The 22,458-nt window shown below is 64.4% G+C and carries 19 protein-coding genes and 1 pseudogene; 15 read left to right on the top strand and 5 right to left on the bottom strand.

Annotated elements, in window-relative coordinates:
- The first annotated feature begins 158 nt into the window (after positions 1-158).
- The 13 genes and pseudogenes from ABGB17_RS17540 to ABGB17_RS17480 all read left to right on the top strand — a co-directional run.
- Complete coding sequence (locus ABGB17_RS17540) at positions 159-602, top strand: hypothetical protein (protein ID WP_347630688.1); 444 nt, start codon at positions 159-161, stop codon at positions 600-602.
- A gap of 314 nt (positions 603-916) precedes the next feature.
- Complete coding sequence (locus tag ABGB17_RS17535) at positions 917-1,543, top strand: DUF2637 domain-containing protein (protein ID WP_347630686.1); 627 nt, start codon at positions 917-919, stop codon at positions 1,541-1,543.
- A gap of 142 nt (positions 1,544-1,685) precedes the next feature.
- Positions 1,686-2,318, top strand: coding sequence for a DUF2637 domain-containing protein (locus tag ABGB17_RS17530; protein WP_347630684.1), 633 nt, complete (start codon positions 1,686-1,688; stop codon positions 2,316-2,318).
- Between the two features lie 980 nt (positions 2,319-3,298).
- Positions 3,299-4,723: a hypothetical protein gene (locus ABGB17_RS17525; RefSeq protein WP_347630682.1), complete on the top strand. Its 1,425-nt coding sequence runs from the start codon at positions 3,299-3,301 to the stop codon at positions 4,721-4,723.
- On the top strand, positions 4,720-5,058 hold the full coding sequence (locus tag ABGB17_RS17520) for a hypothetical protein (protein ID WP_347630680.1): 339 nt from the start codon (positions 4,720-4,722) through the stop codon (positions 5,056-5,058). Before ABGB17_RS17525 ends, ABGB17_RS17520 begins: the two co-directional genes overlap by 4 nt.
- A 69-nt stretch (positions 5,059-5,127) precedes the next feature.
- On the top strand, positions 5,128-6,759 hold the full coding sequence (istA, locus tag ABGB17_RS17515; protein WP_347630678.1) for an IS21 family transposase: 1,632 nt from the start codon (positions 5,128-5,130) through the stop codon (positions 6,757-6,759).
- Positions 6,756-7,571 carry an IS21-like element helper ATPase IstB gene (istB, locus tag ABGB17_RS17510; protein ID WP_347630676.1) on the top strand — a complete coding sequence of 272 codons (816 nt, stop codon included), beginning with the start codon at positions 6,756-6,758 and terminating at the stop codon, positions 7,569-7,571. Before istA ends, istB begins: the two co-directional genes overlap by 4 nt.
- A 1,141-nt stretch (positions 7,572-8,712) precedes the next feature.
- Positions 8,713-9,642 (top strand): hypothetical protein, encoded by a 930-nt coding sequence (locus ABGB17_RS17505; RefSeq protein ID WP_347630674.1) that lies wholly within the window; start codon positions 8,713-8,715, stop codon positions 9,640-9,642.
- A gap of 79 nt (positions 9,643-9,721) precedes the next feature.
- The gene (locus tag ABGB17_RS17500) at positions 9,722-10,660 is read left to right on the top strand and encodes a hypothetical protein (RefSeq protein WP_347630672.1); all 939 of its coding nucleotides are present in this window, start codon (positions 9,722-9,724) and stop codon (positions 10,658-10,660) included.
- A 38-nt stretch (positions 10,661-10,698) separates the two neighbouring features.
- Positions 10,699-11,685: an ImmA/IrrE family metallo-endopeptidase gene (locus tag ABGB17_RS17495; protein WP_347630670.1), complete on the top strand. Its 987-nt coding sequence runs from the start codon at positions 10,699-10,701 to the stop codon at positions 11,683-11,685.
- Between the two features lie 81 nt (positions 11,686-11,766).
- Positions 11,767-12,795, top strand: a complete 1,029-nt coding sequence (locus ABGB17_RS17490) for a hypothetical protein (protein ID WP_347630668.1) — start codon at positions 11,767-11,769, stop codon at positions 12,793-12,795.
- Positions 12,796-13,280: 485 nt separating this feature from the next.
- Positions 13,281-14,006 (top strand): hypothetical protein, encoded by a 726-nt coding sequence (locus ABGB17_RS17485; RefSeq protein ID WP_347630666.1) that lies wholly within the window; start codon positions 13,281-13,283, stop codon positions 14,004-14,006.
- 281 nt (positions 14,007-14,287) lie between these two features.
- Positions 14,288-14,681: pseudogene (locus ABGB17_RS17480) on the top strand (transposase family protein); the annotation flags it as partial.
- A gap of 1,570 nt (positions 14,682-16,251) precedes the next feature.
- Here the strand turns inward: ABGB17_RS17480 and ABGB17_RS17475 are convergent.
- From ABGB17_RS17475 to ABGB17_RS17460, 4 genes are read right to left on the bottom strand one after another with little or no spacing between them, the layout of a single operon-like run.
- Positions 16,252-17,622, bottom strand: a complete 1,371-nt coding sequence (locus ABGB17_RS17475) for a hypothetical protein (protein WP_347630664.1) — start codon at positions 17,620-17,622, stop codon at positions 16,252-16,254.
- Entirely contained in the window at positions 17,619-18,179 is a 561-nt protein-coding gene (locus ABGB17_RS17470; RefSeq protein WP_347630662.1) for a hypothetical protein, read from the bottom strand. The genes ABGB17_RS17475 and ABGB17_RS17470 overlap by 4 nt, the downstream gene beginning before the upstream one ends.
- Entirely contained in the window at positions 18,176-18,622 is a 447-nt protein-coding gene (locus tag ABGB17_RS17465; RefSeq protein WP_347630660.1) for a hypothetical protein, read from the bottom strand. The genes ABGB17_RS17470 and ABGB17_RS17465 overlap by 4 nt, the downstream gene beginning before the upstream one ends.
- Before the next feature lie 35 nt (positions 18,623-18,657).
- A complete protein-coding gene (locus tag ABGB17_RS17460; protein ID WP_347630658.1) occupies positions 18,658-19,122 on the bottom strand; it encodes a hypothetical protein in 465 nt (154 codons plus the stop codon).
- A 158-nt stretch (positions 19,123-19,280) separates the two neighbouring features.
- Between ABGB17_RS17460 and ABGB17_RS17455 the strand changes: the two genes are divergently transcribed.
- Both ABGB17_RS17455 and ABGB17_RS17450 read left to right on the top strand, forming a co-directional pair.
- Positions 19,281-19,643, top strand: a complete 363-nt coding sequence (locus tag ABGB17_RS17455) for a hypothetical protein (protein WP_347630656.1) — start codon at positions 19,281-19,283, stop codon at positions 19,641-19,643.
- The gene (locus tag ABGB17_RS17450; protein ID WP_347630654.1) at positions 19,640-20,815 is read left to right on the top strand and encodes a helix-turn-helix domain-containing protein; all 1,176 of its coding nucleotides are present in this window, start codon (positions 19,640-19,642) and stop codon (positions 20,813-20,815) included. Before ABGB17_RS17455 ends, ABGB17_RS17450 begins: the two co-directional genes overlap by 4 nt.
- A 321-nt stretch (positions 20,816-21,136) precedes the next feature.
- On the opposite strand, the gene ABGB17_RS17445 is transcribed toward ABGB17_RS17450, so the two are convergent.
- Positions 21,137-22,306: a hypothetical protein gene (locus ABGB17_RS17445; protein WP_347630652.1), complete on the bottom strand. Its 1,170-nt coding sequence runs from the start codon at positions 22,304-22,306 to the stop codon at positions 21,137-21,139.
- Between the last annotated feature and the right edge of the window lie 152 nt (positions 22,307-22,458).

Here is a 22,458-nt window from a genome sequence, read left to right as displayed (position 1 = left end):
AGCCCGCCGCTACATGGGCCCCGACATCCTGGCCAAGACCCGGCTCCGCGTCATTCCCGGCGACACACCACAACCAAACCCGATCCCACAAACACTCACCGCTTAACCTGCAGAAACAGGATCACGCAGAGATCAACTCATACACCACTCCGCTGGACGTGACCCTTCCTGAACAGGGCTGGGGTCTGCTGACGGTCGAGAAGGCGCGGCCACAGGCCAACAAGAGATGGACCAACTCGGGGGAGACTCACGACTCTCGGGGCCTCAAGCATCGGGCCAAGGATGAGACTCGGCTGGTTCCCATCCCTCCCGTCCTGGTCGCGATCCTGCGGTCCCATTCTTCCTCGGCATACTCGGGTGTCTGGCAGCAGGCACGCCGGGTGGCCTTCACGGCTGAGCAGGTGGTCTCACCGCTGGCGGCGCGGCCGTACGACCTTCGGCATGCGGCTGTCTCGCTCTGGCTGAACGCCGGGGTGCCGGCTACCGAGGTGGCCGAGCGGGCCGGTCACAGCGTTGACGTGCTGCTGCGGGTCTACGCCAAGTGCATCGAAGGGCAGCAGGCGCGCGCCAACGGGAAGATCTCCGAAGCTCTCGACGAGTGATCCACAGCCTTGCGCACCACGGCCCAGGGACATCCCGGGGCCTTTCGCTTTCCAGAGGTGACCTGGGGAAACGTCCTGGATGCTGGTTCGCACATGGTTCGCGATCATTGACCTATGGCTGCGTACGGCGGCCTACGGCTGCCGTAGATCACTCAGCAGTGATCAAGGGATGCCCTGGTAGAGGGCTGGATGGCTGGTCAGGAAAGTGCCCCCGGCCAGGCACGCCCCAAATCTGCGGCACCTCTACCTGCCGTTTCACGTGGTCGCCTCGTCGTTGAGGCGCGCACGAAGCTGGTCAAAAGGGATGCGGGCCGATGAAAGGTTTTTCTGCATCCGCGGACCGCTGGATCCGCTGGACGACGACGGCGTCCGTGGTGCTGCTCGCGGTGATAGCCGCGATGGTGTCCTACAGGCACATGCACGAGTTGGCTCTCCGCTACGGTGAAAGTGAGCTCGGTGCCGCTCTTGTCCCGCTCGCAGTGGATGGAATGATCGTCGCGTCCTCCATGTCGATTCTCCTGGCCAGCCGGTACGGTCGGCGTGGAGGCATCCTGCCTTGGACTCTCCTGATCGTCAGCAGCCTGGCCAGTCTTGGCGCCAACGTAGCGGTCGCCGATCCTGTGGTGATCGCCCGCATCGTTGCCGCCTGGCCTTCATTCGCGTTGATCGGCGCCTACGAGATGCTCATAGGCCAGATCAGGCACACCTGCGCTAGAGCGGAAAGCTCTCACGAGAACAGGGAGATGAAGTTTGTCACGGGCCAAGAGGAGGCAGGTGTTAGCGCGGGAAGTTTGCATCGGCAAGCATGGCAGTGGGCTCAGGCTAATCGCCGCCCTGATGGCGTTCTGCCTTCTGGCAAGGCCATAGCCACGCAGTTCGCGCGCAGCGCCAGATGGGGCCGCTGGATCAAAAGCATGGGATCAACGGGAGAGCTAAGCTAACCGCTTGCCTCATGACAGGCAACTACGGGACGCCCATCCACCTCAGCCTTTATGAAGGTTCGGGTCTGAGGTCGGAGCCGAACCAATTGCACATGCCTTCACCCTGACTCGGCAGTTCCTGCTCGGGCAGAGGTAGGCCGTCATGCAATCCGACTTTCGTCTGGTTCGTTGCATTCGGCGTACAACGATCGTGGGTGTGTCGCTGCTGGCACTGATCGCTGCGGTCGTCTCGTTTCGGCACATGCGCGAGTTGTGTCTGCAGCATGGCGAGGATCAACTGGCGGCCGTGCTCATTCCTCTTGCGGTAGACGGCACGATCGTCGTGGCCTCGATGTCCATCCTCCAGGCCAACCGGTACGGGGCACGTGGTGGTGTCCTGGCATGGGCCCTCCTTATCACCGGCAGCTTGGCCAGCCTAGGCGCCAACGTCGCGGTCGCTGAGCCGAGCGTTATCGGCCGAGTCATCGCTGCTTGGCCCTCGGCGTCACTGATCGGCAGCTACGAACTACTAATGGCGCAGATACGCCGGGTCGCCGAACACATCATCGTGCAGCAGGATTGTGCGAACGTCTCCGCTGGTGACGACGATCTCGAAGCCGGGGTACATCCGCGTGACGTTGTCGATCTTCGTCGTGCTGCCTGGGGATGGGCGCAGGCCAACCGGGGCCCTGACGGTGCGCTGCCCTCAGGCAGGGCCATCGCTGAGCAGTTCGAGCGCAGTCCCCGCTGGGGGCGCTGGATCAAGAAAGTCGGCCTGACTGGAGAACTTGGGTAAACGGATGCGAGAGACGTCTTGTCTCGAGTCATGTCGTCAAGATCGGGGGACGGTGCGTCGCACGTAGCCCGACCTACCACTCGATGGGACGTGACCTGGGCCCCTGGCATGCCCAGCCAGACGTAGATGTCTGGCTGGGCATGCCAGGTCTGCGACTTACCTGCCGGAGTGGGCAGCCTGACTTGACCAGGTCGAGTACCTGACGGCGGAAATGGAGGGATAGCTTCGGGGCACTTCTCGCCTCTCCTCGTGATCAACGACACGAGGATTCCAGTAAGACGATTGCACCGAAGTCGGGGCACATCAGCTTGATGCCCCGGCATTGGAACTGCTCTCCGTGTTCGCGGAGAGTTCGTGTTTCTGTACGTCGACAGCACAGCAAACCGGACCATCTCGGCTGGTGGACTGGAAAATATGATTTGCTGCGCTTGTCCTCTGCTGGCCTGGCCGGTACTTCAATCGACGGCAGGGTCGCAGTCAGCCTTTGACGGTGTTCCAGATCGAAAGGCAGAGAAGCCCGATACCAGCCACGGTGTTGATTATACCCATCCAATCCCTCCTTTTCTGCTGCTGGGATACTCCACTCTCCGATGAGGACTCCGTCGGTAGCGCTTGAGTAGGGGTGGCAGTGCTATCCCGACGTAAGTCGCATTGTGTCGTTCTGTCGTTTCTATCCATACTTGTGTCTCCGTACCCCGTTTTGTGCTGACTCCTACTCTTTGAGTTTCGCCTCTTCCGGGTAGTTCGGGCGGGTGCTTGAATCGGAGCACTGAGCAGTAAAGAAGTCGGAGACAGCCATGGCTGCAACGTTCGGTAGACCGGCTAAGGCCAGCGCCCCCTCCCCGCACGGCCCTGATGCTCTGGTGGGATGGCTGGCCCGGACACATCGGTACAACGCCCCGGATGTGGACGCTGCGACCGCAGCGACCTTCGCGGCTAGAGTCATGCGGGAGGCAGGATCCCGCAGCATCGGGCCAGCTATGATTTCGCGTCTGGAAAATGGGACCGCGACATGGCTACCCCGCCATCTGGCCGCCTATGAGCAGGCGCTCGGCCTAGCAGCGGGACATCTCGCCGGGCCGGCACACAAGGTGCTGCGTGCGTACGGACGCCGCAGTGACGATCCGGCCGGAGGGCCATCGGACGAACAAGCCGCCGCCGAGCTGATCGATTGCGTGCTCGGCGGTGATGTCATCACGTCTGCCGGTTGGGATCTGCTGTCCGGCCACCTCATTGCGACGGATCGCAAGCTCGGTCGTCGAACGTGGGGCACTCTGATCGAACGGCTGATGCTGGAACTTTGCACAGCGCAGGGCGCGGCCCAGGACATACGTGCTGAGGCGCTTCTCCGCATAGGTCGGACAGACGCTACGGCCGAGATCGCCGGCGAGGTTGCCGTCGCCGTGATGACTCAGCGTGGAAACCCAGCCTCTTTCCAGCCACTGAAGCTGTATCAGCGGGCACCGGGACGTGCCCCTGCGGGCTGGGTCGTCCGGGCGCTGTTCGACCCGCCGGATCGCTGGCTTCTGCGCGAGCTGTTTTCCACTGTTGCCGCCCTCGTCGACGCGGGGGCGTGGCGTCCATCAGCACAAGAGCTTAGTGCGCTGCGACGAGAGTGCGCGGACACGATTGTTGATGCGAGTATCGAACTGGAAGTACGCCGCGCTGCCACGCAACTCATGCGTCGGCTGACGCCATCCGTGCACCTTACGATGCCCACAGGGATGGGACCTGAGCTGGTCTACCTTGCCAAGCCGACTGCGACTGCCGACGCGCAGGTCAGTCGCTTCCGCGCGACCTGCCTGCGCTTGGCCGCCGAGGTTCAAGACATAGGCCTGGTCTGGCAAGCCAAATGGGAGCGCGGTGATGACCCATTGCTCGGCCACGTCCTGAGCCAGAGCCTTGTCGGACACGATGACGCGGTTCGGTCGATGTACACGGCCTTGCTGGTCAACTCGGGATATCGCAACGCCCTGCGCTCGCCGCTGGCCGCGCTGTTACGCCGCGGAGCCGACCTTATGGATCCCGTGATGCTGCGTGCAGTGATCAGAGTATTCGGCAAGGTCGCCGAGGGCGCGAGCGATGGTTGGGCCCTCCTGGGCATCCTCGGCGCTGAACGAATTGATCTGGACACGCGCGTGCAGGCATGCTGGGCGCTCGTTAACGCGTCACCGCGCATGCCTCCAGACGTGCTGGAAGCGATGCTAGCTATCTGCCGTACGCGTCCCTTCGGTTCGCAGGCCATTACCGTCCTGCGTGCGGGCGTGGCTGCCTGCGGACGGGCCGACCGGCACGAATCCCTCCGGCAACTGGCAGACGACCGCCAACAGGTCTTGGCCGTGCGCGACGAATGTAGCTGGTGGACAGCACTGCCCGCATACGTTCGTGCCTCAGTACGCGCTTGACAGCTTTTTGTCTCCAGTGGCGACTAGCGGCGCAGCAGAAAGATGTCGAGACGATCACGATCGCCAGCCTATGTTGTTTCACGGTCGTCGAGCACGCCACCCGCGGGGTGCGCATCCAGAGCGTCACGGCGAACCTGACCACTGACCGGGCTACCCAACAGGCCGGAAACTTGATCATGGGCCTGGGATGGACCGGCTCATTCAAGTTTGCAATTCGTGACCGGGACAGCCAGGTCACCGCGCTATTCGATGAGGTGTTGGCTATGACGGCGAGATCGGGCACCGTTTGTAGGTCACTGGTGCTCGGCCATGATGGTGGCGTTCGCGGATGTTGATGAGTTTGAGCACCACTGGCCTCGTTACGATGAGATGATGGCGCCGCTACTCCGTGTGAGGAGGGCGTCGTGGCGTCGCAGGCTGACAAGGTCGCGCTGTATGCCGCTATCCGCCGTGAATCGCGTGCGGGCTTGTCGGGCCGGGCGATCGAGCGCAAGCTCCAGGTCAGCCGCCGCACAGTAGCCAAAGCGCTGGCGGGCGACTGGCCGGCCCCGAGGAAGGAGCTACCACCTCGCAGCACACGGCTCGATCCGTACAAGTCGGCGATCGACGAGATGCTCCGGGCGGATCTGGACGCCCCGAAGAAGCAGCGGCATACCGCCAAACGGATCTTCGACAGGCTGGTCGACGAGCACGCGGCGGAGGTGTCGTATCAGATGGTTCGCGCTTACCTCACCCGGCGGCGGCCAGAGATCAGGATGGAAGCGGGGCGCGGTCCACAGCACGCATTCGTGCCGCAGTCGCACAGGCCAGGTGCCGAGGCGGAGGCCGACTTCGGCGAGGTGACGATCCGGCTGGCCGGCGAGCTGGTCAAGTGCGTGCTGTTCTCGCTGCGGCTGTCGTATTCGGGCAAGGCCGTGCACCGCGTGTTCGCCTCTGGGGGCCAGGAGGCGTTTTTCGAGGGGCACGTTCACGCCTTCAGGGTGCTGGGCGGGGTTCCCTTCGGCAAGATCCGCTACGACAACCTCAAGGCTGCGGTCGCCCAGGTGCTCGGCTTCTCCCGGGCTCGGGTGGAGACACCGCGCTGGACCGCCTTTCGCGAGCACTACGGCATCGAACCGTTCTACTGCCAGCCCGGTAAGCAGGGCGCGCACGAGAAGGGCGGGGTGGAGGGCGACATCGGCTGGTTCCGCCGCAACCACCTGGTGCCCGTCCCGCAGGTCGCCATGCTGGCCGAGCTGAACGCCCTGATCGACGCCTGGGACGCGGCCGACGACGCGCGGCGGATCGGCAGCCGACCCCGCACCATCGGTGATTATTTCGCGATCGAGCAGCCCCTGCTCAAACCCTTGCCGGACGAGGCGTTCGAGACCGGGCTGCTGTTATCGCCGCGGGTGGATCGCTACAGCCAGATCAATGTGCGCACCAACCGCTACTCGGTACCGGCCCACTTGATCGGCCGTCAGGTCCGGGTGATGCTGCACGCCTCGGAGCTGGTCGTCTATGACGGCCGCGAGGAAGTGGCTCGGCATGAGCGGCTGCTGGCCAAGGCCGGCATGCGGCTGGAGCTCGATCACTACCTGGAGGTGCTGATCCGCAAACCCGGCGCGTTGCCCGGCGCGACCGCGCTGGAGCAGGCCCGCGCGGCGGGCAAGTTCACGCCGGTGCACGACCGGTGGTGGGCCGCGGCCTGCAAGGCCCACGGTGACCGCGACGGCACCCGCGCCCTGATCGAGGTACTACTGCTGTCGCGCCACCTGGCCCAAGAGCACGTGGTCGCCGGTCTGGCCTCGGCCCTGGCAGCCGGAGCGCTAACCGCCGATGCCGTCGCACTGGAGGCCCGCAAGGCCGCAGAAGCCGACACCACCACCGAGTCGAACCCCGCCGCCCAGCCCGAACACCACGATCGCGCGAGCGTGACCTTCCTGACCGAGCGGCGCCTGGCGCAACTGCCGCCCGATACCCGGCCGCTGCCCTCAGTGGCCATCTACGACCAGCTCCTGCGCCGCCGTCCTCACGCCCAGGGAGACCAGCAATGACCACCCCCGCCCCGGCGCCACGTCACCGCGGACTCACCGAGCAGGCAGCTCAGTCCGCTGTCGATGCCTCGTGCCGGATGCTGCGCCTGCCCACCATCCGCAAGCACTTCGAGGAGATGGCCGAGCGCGCCACCCACGAGCAGATGTCCTACCTCGGGTTCCTGGCCGAACTACTGATGGCCGAATGCGATGACCGCGCCCGCCGCCGCTCCGAACGCCGGATCAAGGCCGCCGCCTTTCCCCGGGACAAGTCGCTGCGCGAGTTCGACTTCGACGCCAACCCCCACATCGACCCCGCGCTCATCCACACCTTGGCCACCGGCGAATGGGTGAAAAGGGGCCAGCCGCTCTGCCTGATCGGCGACAGCGGGACCGGCAAGTCCCACCTGCTGATCGCACTGGGCACCGAAGCCGCGATGAAGGGCCATCGTGTCCGCTACACCCTGGCCACGAAACTGGTTAACGAACTCGTCGAAGCAGCCGACGACAAACAGCTGACCAAGACCATCGCCCGCTACGGCCGCGTCGACCTGCTCTGCATCGACGAACTCGGCTACATGGAACTCGACCGCCGCGGTGCCGAACTCCTCTTTCAGGTGCTGACCGAACGCGAAGAAAAGGCCAGCGTCGCCATCGCATCCAACGAGAGCTTCGGAGGCTGGACCAAGACCTTCACCGACCCCCGACTCTGCGCCGCCATCGTCGACCGCCTCACCTTCGGCGGCAACATCATCGAGACCGGCACCCACTCCTACCGGCTGTCCCAGACCCAGGCACGCGCCCAGCGCAACAACACACTCACTGCAGGATGACCCAGACGCCCACGCCCACCTCACCCCCAACCACTACTCACAGTCCGTAGTCATCAGACGAACGACCAAGGCTGCCGGTGGTGCTCGAACTCACCGACATACTCGACCCTCAAGATCGTTAAGTGGTGCCCACTCTCGCACTCAAGTGGTGCTCCCAGGCACCGTCATAGCCAGAGGTGTTCCGCGCCGAACACGTCCGGATTGTACGCACCGCTCCTCAAGCGTCCCGCATGAACGCGATCATGGAGCGCGCGGTCGACAGCGTGGGCCGCAAACTCCTCGACCGACTCCTCATCATCAAGCCGCACACCTGCGCAAGATCATCCCTGAGTACGAGCACCGTTTCAAGGTCCACCGGTCGCATCGCGCCGGAATATGGCCAGCCTACTCAGGCCGTTCCCCTTACCGACGTGACGTCAACGTCATCCGACGACAGCGGCTCAGTGGTCTGCTACACGAACACATCAGAAGCTCCGTCGTCCAACACAGCGGGCGCGGTTCAGGTCACCACGGATCGGCCAATCTGCCGTCCGCCTTCAACCCCCAACGCCATAGATCCTCCCATCGCCCCGGCCGCTCCCACTGTTCCCACCGGATGCCCAACTTCTCCAGCGCGCCAGCACCGCCAGCATCAGTGGCGGCGCGGGGGATCCGGCGCCGCGACTTCGACTACGTCGTGGCCGCCGGCTGGCTGCGCCCCGTCCGGTGGATCACCCGCGAGGTCGGGGTCGCAAACCGTCGAGGTGCTGCTGTACCAGGTGGGGGACTTGGAAGACGTCCTGACCGAGGCACCAAGGGCAGAAGCGCGGACACCATGAACCGCCGCAGGCACCCCATCGAGCCTCTGAACAGGGAAGATAGGCAATTCCGATTTCACGCCCAAGCTTCACGCCAAACCCGCCACGCTAACCTGACCTGCTCGTATGCGCTTCGCTGAGCGGAGCCGTCAAAGTTCTGGCCAAGCCGTCGCGTCTCGCGTGATGACAGTGGATGCGGTCCGTGGCGCATACCTAACCGGATTGAATCGGTAACAGCTGTTAACGCAGAGCGATGAGACGAGACACATGGCTCGTGCCTGGTAGCTCCTCGGTTATCGAGGGGCCAGGTGAAGCCCGACAGACCTGTGCATCCGGGAGCCGTCATGGACGCGTACCGCGAGCTGCAACAGCTCGGTCGCTTCGATCAGCTCGGGCTGAAACTGCTCTACACGTTTATGCGTGAAGAGGTACGCCGTTTTCCGGTACTGGAGCCTGGCGCGGGGTGGACAGAGGACTCGGTATGGGAATGGGTGCAGAGCTTCTTCGTCGCAAAGGGGCCCCAGGTGACGGATGCCGTCTTGGCACAGACGGCCGGTCTTCCTTCGATGGAGCGCTACCTGCGCAGGTCGATCCGAAACTTCCTTGTGAGCGAGGCACGCAAAACCCCGGTGGGATCAGTGCGGCGCAAGATCGAGGAATTGTTGGCCGCGACGCCGAAGTTCGACCAGGTGCCGTCGGGTACTCCCGGAGCCGGACGCTGGCAGCTGATCGGCGTGCAGTACTTCCCTTACGCGGGGGAGTTACGGCCATTGGTCGCTGCGGCGTACTCAGTGCCTGGCGTGCGCGCCGTCCGCTGGTCCGGTGAGCGGCGCGCTCCGCTGGCCAGTGATGAGTCGTTGATCGCCATTTTGGAAGCGGTCTTTTCGGCGGCCGCCGGTTCGCTTGAGGTCGCCGAGCTCACCTGGATCTTTTTGCAGCGTTTCCCGGCCGCGGCGGAGTTCGCCGACGCAATGCTTGATCAGCTGGCATTCGACCTGGCTGTCGCGCCGTTCGAGGATCGACCAGATGTGCTCGTCGAGGTTGGGGAGCGAGCTCGAGAGGTGTACGCCCAGTTGTCCCCGTCGCAGCGGGTTCTGCTGCCGCATCTGCATAAGCCGGTGAGCGATCACATGCAGGTCCTAGGCGTCGGCCGGACCCAAGCATTCGAAGCGACCCGAAAGCTCAAAGCCGTACTGGGCGAGTTGGTGCCCGATGATGACCTGGGCGAGAACGTGATCCTGGAGGTGCTGCGGCTGTGTTTGATCGCTCCGTAAGCAAGGCCGGACGGATTTGTCTGTTTCGGCGTCAGCCATGGTGTAGGCCGTCAAGCTCCTTGATGGAAGGGTGGCCGTCGTGACATCCAGTGAAACCGTCTGGGTGCCAAAGCACCTGGTTGCTCTGGCACAGCAGGTAGCTGCTCCCCAGTTAACCGAATCCGCGCTTGAGCGCCGATTCGGACCCCGTTCGACCTGGGCGCCAGCGCCTGGGCAGATCTGGCGTGCTCTTCGTGACGACATCGGTCTGCTGGTGCTGCTCCTTGCGGTCGACGCCGACTCAGTGACCGCCGTCCCAGTGACGGTCGAGCCCATCACGGAGAATCCTGGCTCCATGCTGATCGAGGGCGAGGTCACCTCCCTCAACAGTCCGGTAACCGTGTGGCCTGGGCTGTGCCGGGAGCTACCGATCAGTCTGCTGGACAGACCCGTCGATGACGTGGGGACCGCCGCACGGCAGGTCGCTGACCGGGTGGCGCGCCCTCAGAAGGTATCTGAGGCCGCCAGTCCACTGTCGGCGGATCCGGATGTGTCCGAGGCCAGGGCAGCGTTGGAAGACGACCTGGCGGCGATGACCGAGGTGACCGCGACGGAGGTCGAGACGACCGAGGCAGAGACCGCAGGCGGGATCAACATCGACGCCCTAGCACCAGAGACGCTTGATGAGGCAGCCACACGGCTCGGTGCCCCACTCCCAGTCGTTCTCGACCTGATCGACGGCAAGCGGGCACCAACGCCTCAAGAGGCCGTCATCATGCGTGAGGTATTCGGTGCCGCGCCGACAGCCACTCCGCCTCCGCTCGGTCTCGTCACGGAGTTCAACCAGCCCAGGTGGCGAGGTCTGGTCCGGCAGCGCAAGCGCCGCGACGAGCTCACCGACAGTGAGGCCCGACTCGCCTTGGCCTATGAGGTCAGTGCGATGGCAGCCCGGCAGACCGGTGATCAGGCACCTTCTTGGCCCGATCGGATCCGCCGATGGGCGGAAGCGCATCAGCTCGATCCGGACGCCGCAGAATGAACGTTCTCCGCGTCGAGGCCGTGGCCCAGGCGCGTGGCATGCTGCAACTGCTCGAAAAAAGGTGGCCGGGTGCAGCCGGTCGGCTGCGTGCTGACGCCCTCATCGAACTCGGCACTTGGCCTGATGTGCAGGTGCGTAGGGTCCCTGACGAGATGATCGGGACGCGATGCTCTGTTGCGGGCGGGTACGTGCACGACACCACCCCACCGACTCTGACAGTGACCGAGTCGCTGAGCCTCCGGCGCCGGCAGTTCACCGCCCTCCATGAACTCGGGCACCACCTGCAGAAGACGGACGCCCGGCTGGCTCTCGCGGTTCGTCGGCAGCCAGCGGACCGTGAGACGTTTGAGGATGCCGCATGCGACGTGTTCGCCTCGCTGGTACTTATCTCGGACGAGATGCTTCAGCCCCGTCCTGGCAGCCGATCACCCTCTGCTAGCGACGTCTGCTCGTTGTTCGAGCGGACGCAGGCATCCCGGGCCGCCTGCTCTGTCCGGATCGCCCAGCAGTTGGGTACTGACGGCGTTGTCGCCGTATTGGACAGCGCAGGGATCGTGTCCTTCGCCGCCGCCCACGGCGAGGTCTATCCCCCGGCTCGGGGCTGGAGTCAGGCTCACACGCCGTTGGTCCGGGCGGCCCTGCACCGCCACGCCAACGTGCAGGTCGACGACACCTACGTGCAATACAGATCTGGGTCGACCAGCATTCGGCTCTATGGGGACGCCGCATGGTCGGGTGATTATCTGATCACAGTTGCCGTCCTGGACCGGCCAGGCTGGAAGCCCTTCGCACCACCGCGCACCGGCCCCGGCGGCTTTGTGTCTCGGCAGGAGTTCTGCGAGGTCTGCGAGGAACAGTTTCTCCCGACAGAAAACTGTCCGAAGTGCCGTAACTCGCGCTGCCCGGCCGGGCACTGCGCCTGCACTCACGCAGCCGACCGCCAGTGCGAGCGGTGCTTTCTCACCCTGCACCCGAACCGGTTCGCTAGTCCCACGGCGCGGATGTGCAAGGAGTGCGCGGAGTAGCCGGACGGACGGATGAGGTTCGGCGTCAGTAGGTGTGAAGGGGCGAACAAGCCCCTCCGACACCTCGAAAGGCAACCTCACATGGGTTACACCAACGACTACCTCAGGTCCGTGGGCAGCGCCATCGCTGCCGACGATGCCGCATTGGCCGAGGCCCGGGGACGGCTCGCGCTCGTCCGCAAGATCGCGATGAGCTTCCGCGGAGCGCACCGCACATACGCCTCTGGGTCACTGGCCCAGCACACCATCAACGCCCCTGTCACTGACGGCGACGGCGGCCTTGTCCTTAACCGGATCTACTACCCCCAGCTCGGCCCAGACGGTGGTGGCGAGACGCCCAACAGTGTCGCCGCTGTTCTGTGCGCTCTGCTTGGGCCAGAGATCCGGAACACTTACCCGAACGCCCGATGCGGGACCTCCAAGCGCGGGCCGAAGATCACCTTCGGTGCGCCGGTCAACGATCAGGACCCTTCCGTCGACCTGGTCCTCGCGCTCACGCGCCGCGACGGCAGTGGACTGTGGATTCCCAATCTGCACATGCAACGCTGGGAGGCCTCCGATCCGGAGAAGCACGTCGAGCTGCTCAACGATGGCACGGTGGCGCTGCGCCGCACTCGTCGCCAGGTCATCCGGCTGGCGAAGGCATGGAACAAGCAGTGGACCCTGCCTGGGCTTTCATCATTTCACCTCTCAGCGCTGGCTCTTGAGTATGTCGCTCCTGGTATGAGCGTCGCCACCGGCTTGCACGCCGTGTTCGACGGCGGAGCGACCTTCCTCGGTACCGGTTGCAACACTCCGGACCCCGCTGGTGTCTCCAAGCCCCTGAAGCTGATGAAGGGCGTCAGCCGCGATATTATGATTCACCGACTGCGCGCCGCCGCCGACGCGATGACCGACGCCTTGGCACATGATGACGATGAGGCCGCTGTACAGTCCGCTCTGCACAAGGTCTTCCGGAACTATGTCGAGGCGCCGGCGAGCGACCAACTCGCGGCGATGGCCGCGGCGCTGCGGCCCCGCACGCCGATCACCACAGTTTCCCTAGGGCTCTCCACTCCCGCGGTTGCCATTCCTCCCACCCGGGCATACGGCGGGCGCCGAGTGTTGTGAGACGAGTTCCCTCCTACCGACACCCCGCCTGGTTCGAGCGTCCGATGAACCGCCTGCGGCTCATCGCCGACTTGCATGCTGCGGGGGCCGATGTCGCTGTGGTGAGGACTGCCGGGGCAGGACCGGTGGCCGGGCGGCGAAGGGGATTCACCGTCCAGGTGACCCTCACGCCGACCGGGCTCGATTCACGGCGGGTGACCATCGCGTTCCCCGTGAATAGCCGAGACATCCCGCACATCTACGTGCCTGGCCCCGGCTCACCCCACCGCTACGATGACGGCAGCCTCTGCATCTGGTATCCAGGCGATCCGCCGTCCCAGCGCTGGCGTTGGTATGACGGTGGTGTTGCCCTCGCTGGGCATATCTGCGCGCACTTGATCCGTGAGGCTTGGTGGCACCAGACCGGGGAGTGGGTCGGAGAGGAGGTGCCGCACGGCCCACAGTTGCCTCTCGCGTGGCACGCAGCCTGAACCAAGACTGAAAGTATGGCCAGCCCCACCCCCGAGCCCCCCAACACCACCGCACCGGCGGCGTCCACCACGGGGATGCCGACCGTTCAGCGGTCAACAGCGACGACCGTAACCAGTTCCACATCGCCACCACCAATCGTCAACACCGTAGTGGCCCCTACCTCGGGTGACGCCCTCCTCGCCGCAGTGCTCTCCGGCGCGGTTGTCGCCGCGGCGGTGACCGCCGTCATCAATTCAGTCCTTGCTCGTCGCAGCACCCGCATTGAGGAGCGGTCACGGGTCCGCAATACCTTGGCGGAGGCATACCAGGCCTACGCCGACTACAGGGAGTTTCCGTACGCCATCCGCCGGCGCCGGACAGACCAGAAGGAAGCAGAGCGCATCAGGCTCTCAGAAGAACTCCGCAAGGTGCAGTCCCGGATCTCCTACTACCAGGCATGGACCCAAGCCGAATCGCCAGAGACCGGCACCGCCTACAGCGAGTTGGTAACTGCGGTGCGCAGAATCGCTGGCGGCGCGATGCACAAGGCATGGAAGGCCCCCGGGCTTGAGAATGACGAGGGCATGAACATCGGCCCTGATCGCGTCGACCTGACGGACCTCAGGGCAGCGGAGGAGAAGTTCATCGCCGCAGTAGAGAAGCACGTCGCAGCGATCACGCTCCCCTGGTGGAAACGCACCATCACCTTGATCCAGACATTGGCGTTAGCGCTCAGAAAGCGCTCGACTACCAAGGCGTGATCAGATGCCGGGCGGACTCACCATCGATCGCCGGTTCCGATCAACGCTGATCGACCAGTGTTTCAGTACATGGGAACGGGTGACCGTCGCGGGTCACCGTAGATGAGCAAGAACGAAAGAGCGCGACCCACGCGGGCCAGCGAGAGGTGATTGGTGCCGCTCTCGGTGTGGCTGTGTTCCGACACCACACCGAAATGGGGACTGTAAGAACAAAACAACAAAACAACGGCTCTGTCGCAGATTCGGTGGTGACGAAAGGTTTCACTGCGTCACAGTGAGTCATACATGATCTTGGTTGGCTTGTGACTGTGGTGTTCTCAGGGTTGTCGCCGCTGGTCGTGGAGGACGTCGCGGATGAGGACGAGCGCATCCATGTGCGGGCGAAAACTCCGGGCGGGCCTGTCGCCTGCCCGAACTGCGGGGCCCGGACAGCGTGCGTGCACGGCCATTACGATCGTACTGTCACGGATGTCCCGGTCGACGCACGCGACGTAATCGTGGTAGTACGGGTCCGCCGCCTGGTCTGCCCAACCCGCGGTTGCCGCCAGACCTTCCGTGAACAGCTGTCCGGCGTGCTGGAACGCTACCCAGCGGCGCACGCCCCGCCTGGCCTCCCAGATCGGTGCGGTGGTCCGCGAGCTGGCCGGACGCGCCAGTCAGCGAGTCTTAAGTCAGACTGGGACAGAGCCATCGTGTACGTGTCCTTTGCAGGGAGGATTCAGCCCTTCCCTGTGACCGTCACACGATGGCTCACCTTGTGCTAGGTGCCGATCACCTAGATCTAAGCTGACCACTTCCCTCATGACAGGCAACCACAGGACGTCCACCCATCTCCCCAAGGCCGAGGGCTGCTGGGGCCTGACCGCTGTTCGATCTTTTCAGCGGGTACTCAGGGGGCCTCCAATGTGGCGAGTGGCCTTGGTTGGCCCTGCTCTATGTGTTCCGGCGCTGCCTCACTTCAGGGGAGGACGGCGGCTTGAGGGTCTAGACGCACCACTGCTCGAAGCCGGTGGGGGAGGTTGTGTCCGGGGTGCGGGCGACGCCGGCGTCGAGCTTTCGTCCTTGGGCCGCTTCATGTCGATGATGCCCTGGACGAAAGCCTCGTTGAGGCCGTGGCCGGTGAGGGTGGCGTATAGCTCGTCGAACGGGTGGCGATCGTAATCGACGAGGCGGCCGAGCTGTCAGACTCCTCAAAGGACGGGCTGGCCAGGGCTTGGTAGGCGAGGCCGGCCGCGCTCTCGAAGGCCCGGTCGAGAACCTCGGCTTCTGCATGTGAGCCGGTGATCACCTCGACGCGTCCGCGTGCCGCGTCCAGAAGCTTGTGGACCCTCTCGCCTCCTCTTTGATCATCGACACAAGGAGACAGGTAAGCCTACTCGTATGAGCGGCGGTGCACATCTCCCCTACTCGTTGCCGTGGTGCACCGCCGCGCTTTATATGGTGATCTTGTCCAGCGATCGGCTAGCTTCGCGGGGATGCCACCGGGCCGTTCCAGGGTTTGTAGATTCCGACGAGAGTGGAACTACGCGGGATCAGAGCCCCGTCACCAGGTGTGGTGGCCGTGTGAACGACCTTGACCAGTGTGACCGAGAGCCCGCCCCCGATCCCACGACGCTGATGGAGAATCACCTCCTCTATTCTTTGGCGCCCGGTCACCTGTAGAACGGCGGCCTCATGGGCGCGTGCCCACACGCCGTCGCTTCGTTGCGTGGATACTTGAATCCAGAGGCGATGACCGTAGGGCAGATTGCGGGTGTCGATATATACCTGATGGGTCGCATGTGCGTATCCACCACACCGTCGCAAGTATGAGGCGATCCCCAGGGAGTAACTGCGCCACCCTTTATTCGCGATCGGGATACCCGCAACTACGTCCTTCGCGGGGTGGGCGGCAGCGTAATACGAGGAAATACACCCGCTGGTCGTTGCTGAGGCATACGAGCTTGCAGCCACGGGTGCTGGGCCGAAGCAGACGGTGCCGCAGGCGATCACCAGGGAAAATACGAGCTTTGCGAGGGATTCCCGGTTGGTCACATGACCTCCATTAAGTCCATTTTGTCGCAGCGGTCCAAGTTGCCGCCGCTTCGGTGGACATCATGGAGGCAAGTCGCCATATCCCGCAGCCATGTGGAGAAAATCGAGGCTTTGCTGTCCGGGGAGCGGCGAGAGGAGCCGGACATGACACTTATTAAGTTTATAAGGTCATATATCGGCGCGCTGCCGCTCTACCCCTGAAGCGTGGAGGCTAAGAGTGAGCGAGCGGGGCGTGGATGATGTTGGCACGGGTCTCAGCCGGCGCGGTTCGCGGGTCATGAGTAAGAAGGTCAAGGGCCGCAACGTCATACCCAGGACCTCTGTGGAGTTCTCGGACGGCCTCGGCGATGGTGAGGCAGGCTGCTACGGCGCCGACGTATGCGGCTCCAATGGCCTTACCGGCGAGTTCAACGACACCGCAACGTCCGAGGCGATCCTCTGCGTCTTTGAAAGCGGGCTGGTCGGGGATGGTGACCGGCGGCGTCGTGGAGTCGGCCCAGGCCGGGACGCTTGAGCTGGGGAAGGCTCCGGGAAAGCGATGGAGCGCGATCGATGAAAAATCCCGGGCTCCAGCGCCTAGACCGGCGTCGATGGCGGTGCGCCAGCCGACGGAGGAGAGCAGCCTGCGAGCGGCGAGGTTGTCGACACCGATCAGCGCCACATGCGGGTCCGCGGGATCTGCCTTGGTGTATGAAGTCAAAGGCCGCTCGATGATGCGCGTCCGGTAGGACAGCCTGTCGAGGACCGCCGCGACGAGGCGGGTCTTCGGCATGCCGTCGGAATTCACGGGGGTGAACAGGCCGGTGCTGTGGTTAGCAGGGATGGTGAGATCGGTGTCCTGGAGGATGATCTCGATTTCGTTCGGGTTCTGGTAAGAGAGCCAGGAAATCACCCAGGCGTTGGCTTGGCCGAGGTGGCCGAGTCCGACGAGCCACCAGGCACACGGCGCGTAGCACAGGGGCGGCGCGGGGGCGTCGGCCGGTCGCCCGAGCGACCAGAGGTCCAGCACGACATCGCGGAATCCGGCGTCGTTACCGGGCAGCCGTCGAATGAAGGTGAAGGCTTCTGCCACACCGAGTGCGCCGGCGGCGATCGGGGCGAGAACACAGGTGTCGTCACACGGGTCACCTTCGGTGCGGTCGTCGGCAACCTGGACGCGGGCGGTCCAGCCGCTCCAAGATGCCCGCAGCACAGGAGTACCGGGGCGGGCAGAGGGCGGAGGCGTCTGTGCGCCGATCAGGAGGACCGGCCACGACGGGCCATTCGGGTGAGAAGAAACAGCTCCGATTTCGGTGAGGACGTGGCTGAGTGTCGCGCCGCGGTACGGGCCGGATCTCAGCTGCGCGTCGGCTGTGTCGACGGCGACGAGGACGGTACCGAACGCACGGACGGCTGTCGCCACCGCGGTGAGGAGAGCCGCTTGACCGGCGGCATCTTCGCACGTCGTAGCGTCGGCGTGGATCAGGATGCCGGTTCGCGTGTGGGCGTCGAGCGCGTCCCGCACGGTGGGCTGGGAGCCGTCGTGGGCGGAAAGGAGTGCCGTCCGGTGGACGGCGTCGACACGGCGGGGTTGCTCAGTCATCGGCGGTGACCCTTGCTGAAGAGACGACGGATGATGCGGATGGGGGAGAATGACCCATTGCGGACAGGTTCGATGGAGAGAACGTCGTTGACGGCGTGTCCGTACGAGGAAGTCCAGTTGCCGGCTCCGGTGAAGACATGAACGCCGAGGTCTACCGGTGAGATAACACCTTGAGCGAAGCGGGGCGCGATGATCGCCACGTGTCCGGGGATGGCGATCATCGGGTTGCCCCGGTCTATACGGCTCTGCCGGACCAGCGTGCCGGGATGAGTGTGGATGTCGCCCACAACTTGGAGGCCGTCGCGGCGGCAGCGTTGGTTCAACACGCTGTAGCCGATCGCACTGAAGGTGATACCGCCGGTGAGGCAGTCAGGGTCGAGATCGTCGTAGTAGGCGATCCCGGTAATGGGCCGAGGCCCGCGCTGGGTCGTCGCGTCTAACGGAGTTAGGAGGAAAGCACCGGATTCTCGGACACCCCCGCCCCGACGGGCGAGCTCTCGGATGAGTGCTTCATAACGGTCTGATCGGATGGTCAGTACCGGTCGGCTCGATGTCACCGGTGGCCGTCCGGAAGGGAAGCGTTGCGAAGCTCGCGATGGATCTCGGTCAGATAGAAGGTGATCGTGCGGGTAGGGTTCCAGGCTCGGTCGGAACGCTCGGCCATCCAGTTCCCGTGTGTCAGCAGTCCTTGGCGGTCACAGGCCAGGTAGGGGGCGTTGCCCTGCGAGGAAGACCAGTCGCGGCGGAACACCAGCTCCGCAGTCCCGCCCGTCGGCCACCTGTCGGTGGGCAGGGGGGCGTTCTTGTCGAGGTCCCACGGCTGCCCGGCGGGGGCAGTCGCGGGATACCCCTCGACGTTGAGGTGCATGCCGAGCTCCCGGTCGTCGCCTGCGACGATGGCGACGACGAGCGTGGGCCAGTCGAGTCGTACGAGGCGCCAGAGTCCGGCGTCGACCCCGCTGTCGAACTCTGCGGAGGCGAGGTCGCACTCAAGACGCACCAGCCCAGGATCATGGACGGGGCCCGGCACGGCCGTCACCCCTGCGCCCGGATGTGCGGGGCCAGGTCGAGCGCGACCGAGCAGGTGCCCTCTGCGGCGTAGCCGCCGATCGGCACCGTCTCCGACAGTTCCTCAGTGGACCCGGGCAGGCGCAGGATCAGGTCCGCAGCCGAAGCCTCGTCGATCTGGAACGCCTTGATCGCCTCCCGGTGGACCTTGGCGACCCGCCACCCGGGCTTGGCCTGGATGTTCCGCGACGAGCCGCCGTAGGTGACGGTGACGCGGACCTCCCGGCAGGAGTGGACGATCACGTGCGCGTTGCGGCTGCCGAACAGTTCCTCGACGGTCCGCGTAACGTCGAGCGCCTCGTCCTGGTCGAGCCCGTAGGCCAGCGAGCTGTCCCCGAGGTTCACGAGCTCCTTCAGCGGCGTGCTGGGGGCGATGTCGGCGTAAGTGCGCGGCGTGGTGTCCGTCGCGACGTAGGTGTGGATGCGGGGCATGGGAACAACCCTTCTGTAAACGATGGCGTGGCCGGTGCAGGACACGTCCTTGATCAAGAACATTGAACCACAGAAAATCGCGAAATCAGTTAAGTTTCGATCGTCGGCGTGTCGCGGGGCGTCTTGGATCCTCAACCACCTCCAGGAATAATGTGCGTATGATCCTGACGTTCTCGGATCCTGCCCTCGCGCAGGCCGTCGGTTCGCCCGACCTCCTCAGCCAGACGTGGCCAGTCGCCGTCGGTGAGGTGATGCTGCTCCTGCACGTGCTGCGGATGGCCGCTCCCACCCTGCTCAACGCCCTCGCCACCGGCCTGGTCCGCATCATCGCGCCGAGAACCGCCGAGGCGTCCAGCCGGATCATGCTGTCCTACAAGGCCGTCATCCTCAGTGCCGTGGCTAAGGGGGAGAACGACGCGGAGGTGCTGAGCCCTCACCTCGTCCCGGACGGCGTCTCCAGGCTGGAGATCGCCGAGCTGTTCGTCGGCGGACAGCCCGCGCTGCGGAAAGTGGCGGGATGACAACTCCGCCAGGCACACCGGAGTTCGCGCCGGACTGGTCGCTCCATCCTGGAGCGATCCTTCAGGCGATCCTCGACGAGCGGGGCATCAAGCAGGCGGACCTCGCCGACCGCACCGGCCTTACCCCGAAGCACATCAACCAGATCGTCAAGGAGAGCATCGGTATCTCCGGTGAAGTCGCTCAGGTGCTCGAACGCGCTCTTGGCCTGGACGCGCTGTTCTGGCTGCGTGCGGACGCCGACTACCAGGCTCACGTCAGCAGGCAAAAAGCCGTCAGCCAACTGCTGGACTACGCGGAGTGGTTCAAGGGGTTCGACCGGCCAACGCTCCTTCGCCACGGAATCATCGCCCCCAAGGAGGCCAAGGAGTCCGCTGCCGAAAAGGTGCTGAAGTTCTTTGGCGTCGCGAACCCCGCGGCGTTCGAGCAGACCTGGCAACGACCGCGGGTCTCCTTCAGAAGGAGCCAGGCTTTCGACGTCGTCGAGCAGAACACCGCACTGTGGCTGCGTTTGCTCGACCTAGCCGGCCACGCGCAGGAGGCCGCCCCATTCAAGATCGGCGCACTGCGTGCCCTCACGAAACAACTACCCGCGATGACAAACCTGAGCATCGTGGACGGCTTCACCGTGGCCCGCAACGCCCTGGCGGAGGCGGGGGTAAGGCTGGTCTTCGTGCGGCAGGTGGACGGATCCCGGTTGTCCGCCGCGACCTGGTGGCTCACGGCGGGTCAGCCCCTGATCGGCGTCACCGAACGGCACCACAAGCCCGACGTTTTCTGGTTCAGCCTTATCCACGAGATCGGGCACATCTTGCTCCATCCCAAGCGGACGACCTTGCTCGATCTCGAGGGCGAGCGATCTGAAAAGGACCCGGCGGAGCAGGAGGCCGACTCCTTCGCTGAAGGCGTTCTCTACCCTGCGGACGCCTCCGCCTCCATTGCCCGGGCCACGACGAGAGAGCAACTACTGATGCTCTCGACGCGGTTGGGCATCGGCCCGGCGATAGTCGCTGGCAGGCATGGCTGGCTGACCAATCGGTGGCATGTCGGCTCCAGTCTGCGCGGCAAGATCACAGAATCAGACGTCGAGGCAATGGAAGACATCAGTGGCACCCGCAGAATCGCCGACCTCGTTCCCGGCACGGAGAACCCTGCTGGAAGCCTGGCCCCCTGACCAGGTATATCGCTGGCTCTGTTGACCACGGGAGGATGAGCACCACAGCCAGGCGATCTACACTACAATCCGGTCAGGGGGAACAATTGTCGTGAATACGCTGAAGGCATGTATGTGTCGGACGCTGTCCCCTAGGGCGATCAGCGACCTAACCCAGTGTCCCGGCGAGCGCCGCGATGAGGGAGTTGCTATCCCTTTGTCGTTGATTACAGGGAGGAGGCAGACGCTCTCCGGTATCCTCTGTGGCGGACGGTCGGAGTTCCATGGGAGGCCTGGTGCGGTGGTGATGAGCCTGCAAGCCATCACCACAGTCACAGGTGCCTAGAGCCAACCGTGATAGCGAAGGCTGGATGATCGACTGCCACAGAACGGTGAGCAGTACAGGCGAGGACGTGTCGCGGTGATCATGGGGTGGATGAGCCGCTGAGCGCATACCCGGCAGCACCCTTCGGGGATGACGGGCGCCAGATCGGCCAGTAGCGCCTCAACCCCGGGTAGTTCGGCGGGTAGCGGGTCACGGTCGGCGCGGCACCCGCGGTAGCTCAGCAGCATCTCGAACGCGGCGCGCAACTCAGTGAGGTTGCGCCGGCGGGCGCCGAGCAGTGCGAGGTAATCCTCGACCGTCCAGGGGGCCAGCAAGCCGACACGGGTCATGTACACCGCGACGCGGTCGATGCGGTATCGGTCGTTGAAGTCCATCAGGGTGTAGCCGAGCAGCTGCAGGATCACCGGCAGAGGGAAGTTCTCAATTCTGCGGGTGCTCTTGAAGTCCACCAGCAGCCCGTCGACGATCAGATCGGCGTCAGCTGACAGATGGGCGCTGCCATCAAACGTCGGTCCGGAGAAGCATGCGGCGGTATCGGTCTCAGCGCGGAGTCGGTCGAGTGGTCCGCGTTCGGCGGCGCGCAGTTGCGCCAGGATGTCATCAACTAGGTGCTGGTGCGGGAGCGCCAGCAGCCGGGTAAGAGTGAACCCGCCGGGATCGGCGAACGCCGCCTTGCACAATGGCGTCAGGGGGAAGGCGATATAGCTGCGGCAGTTGAGCGCATACCATGCGGCCGCAATCAACATCCGGGCTAGACGTTCTTCGTCCTCATCAGTGCACATCAACGGCCTGGTCCGATTATCTGGGCAAAGCTCGGGGATCACAGCGTTCATGAGCTCTTCGAGTTGCTTGCCCACGACCTCGATCGTCTCCCACGCGCGGTGGGGGCCAAGGTCGTTGGCGGTGAGTTTCAGCAAGGAAATTCCGGACCGGGTTGCGCTGTCGACCGGGTCGATTGTGGTAAAGGCCAGGCGTAGCCGCTGGTCGATCGCGGTGCCTACGGTTCCGGCCTCGCCGCCCACGCCTTCACCCGGCAAAATCACTGGCCCCGCCGGTAGCTGAGCCCGGTAGGTCGCTCGCAAACGCCGGACCCCCGCTGACAGCTCGCGATCGAGAAACCGGCGAAGGGGTGTACGCGGGCACTGCAAACCATGCGTGAGGCTCATATTGCGTATAGTATTTATCGCAGGCGCTGATCTCCATGTAGACATGGTAGGAGGCGCCATACCAATCTCTAAAAGATCAACCAGGCATCAACGATTCCATCGGAAATGGCCGAACCGCTCGCCTCCGTGGACGAGGGCTCACCCCCGTGCCC

The sequence above is a fragment of the Sphaerisporangium sp. B11E5 genome (assembly GCF_039871875.1).
In the GTDB taxonomy this organism is placed as follows: Bacteria; Actinomycetota; Actinomycetes; order Streptosporangiales; family Streptosporangiaceae; genus Sphaerisporangium.
This window is presented reverse-complemented; position numbering and strand designations above follow the sequence as displayed.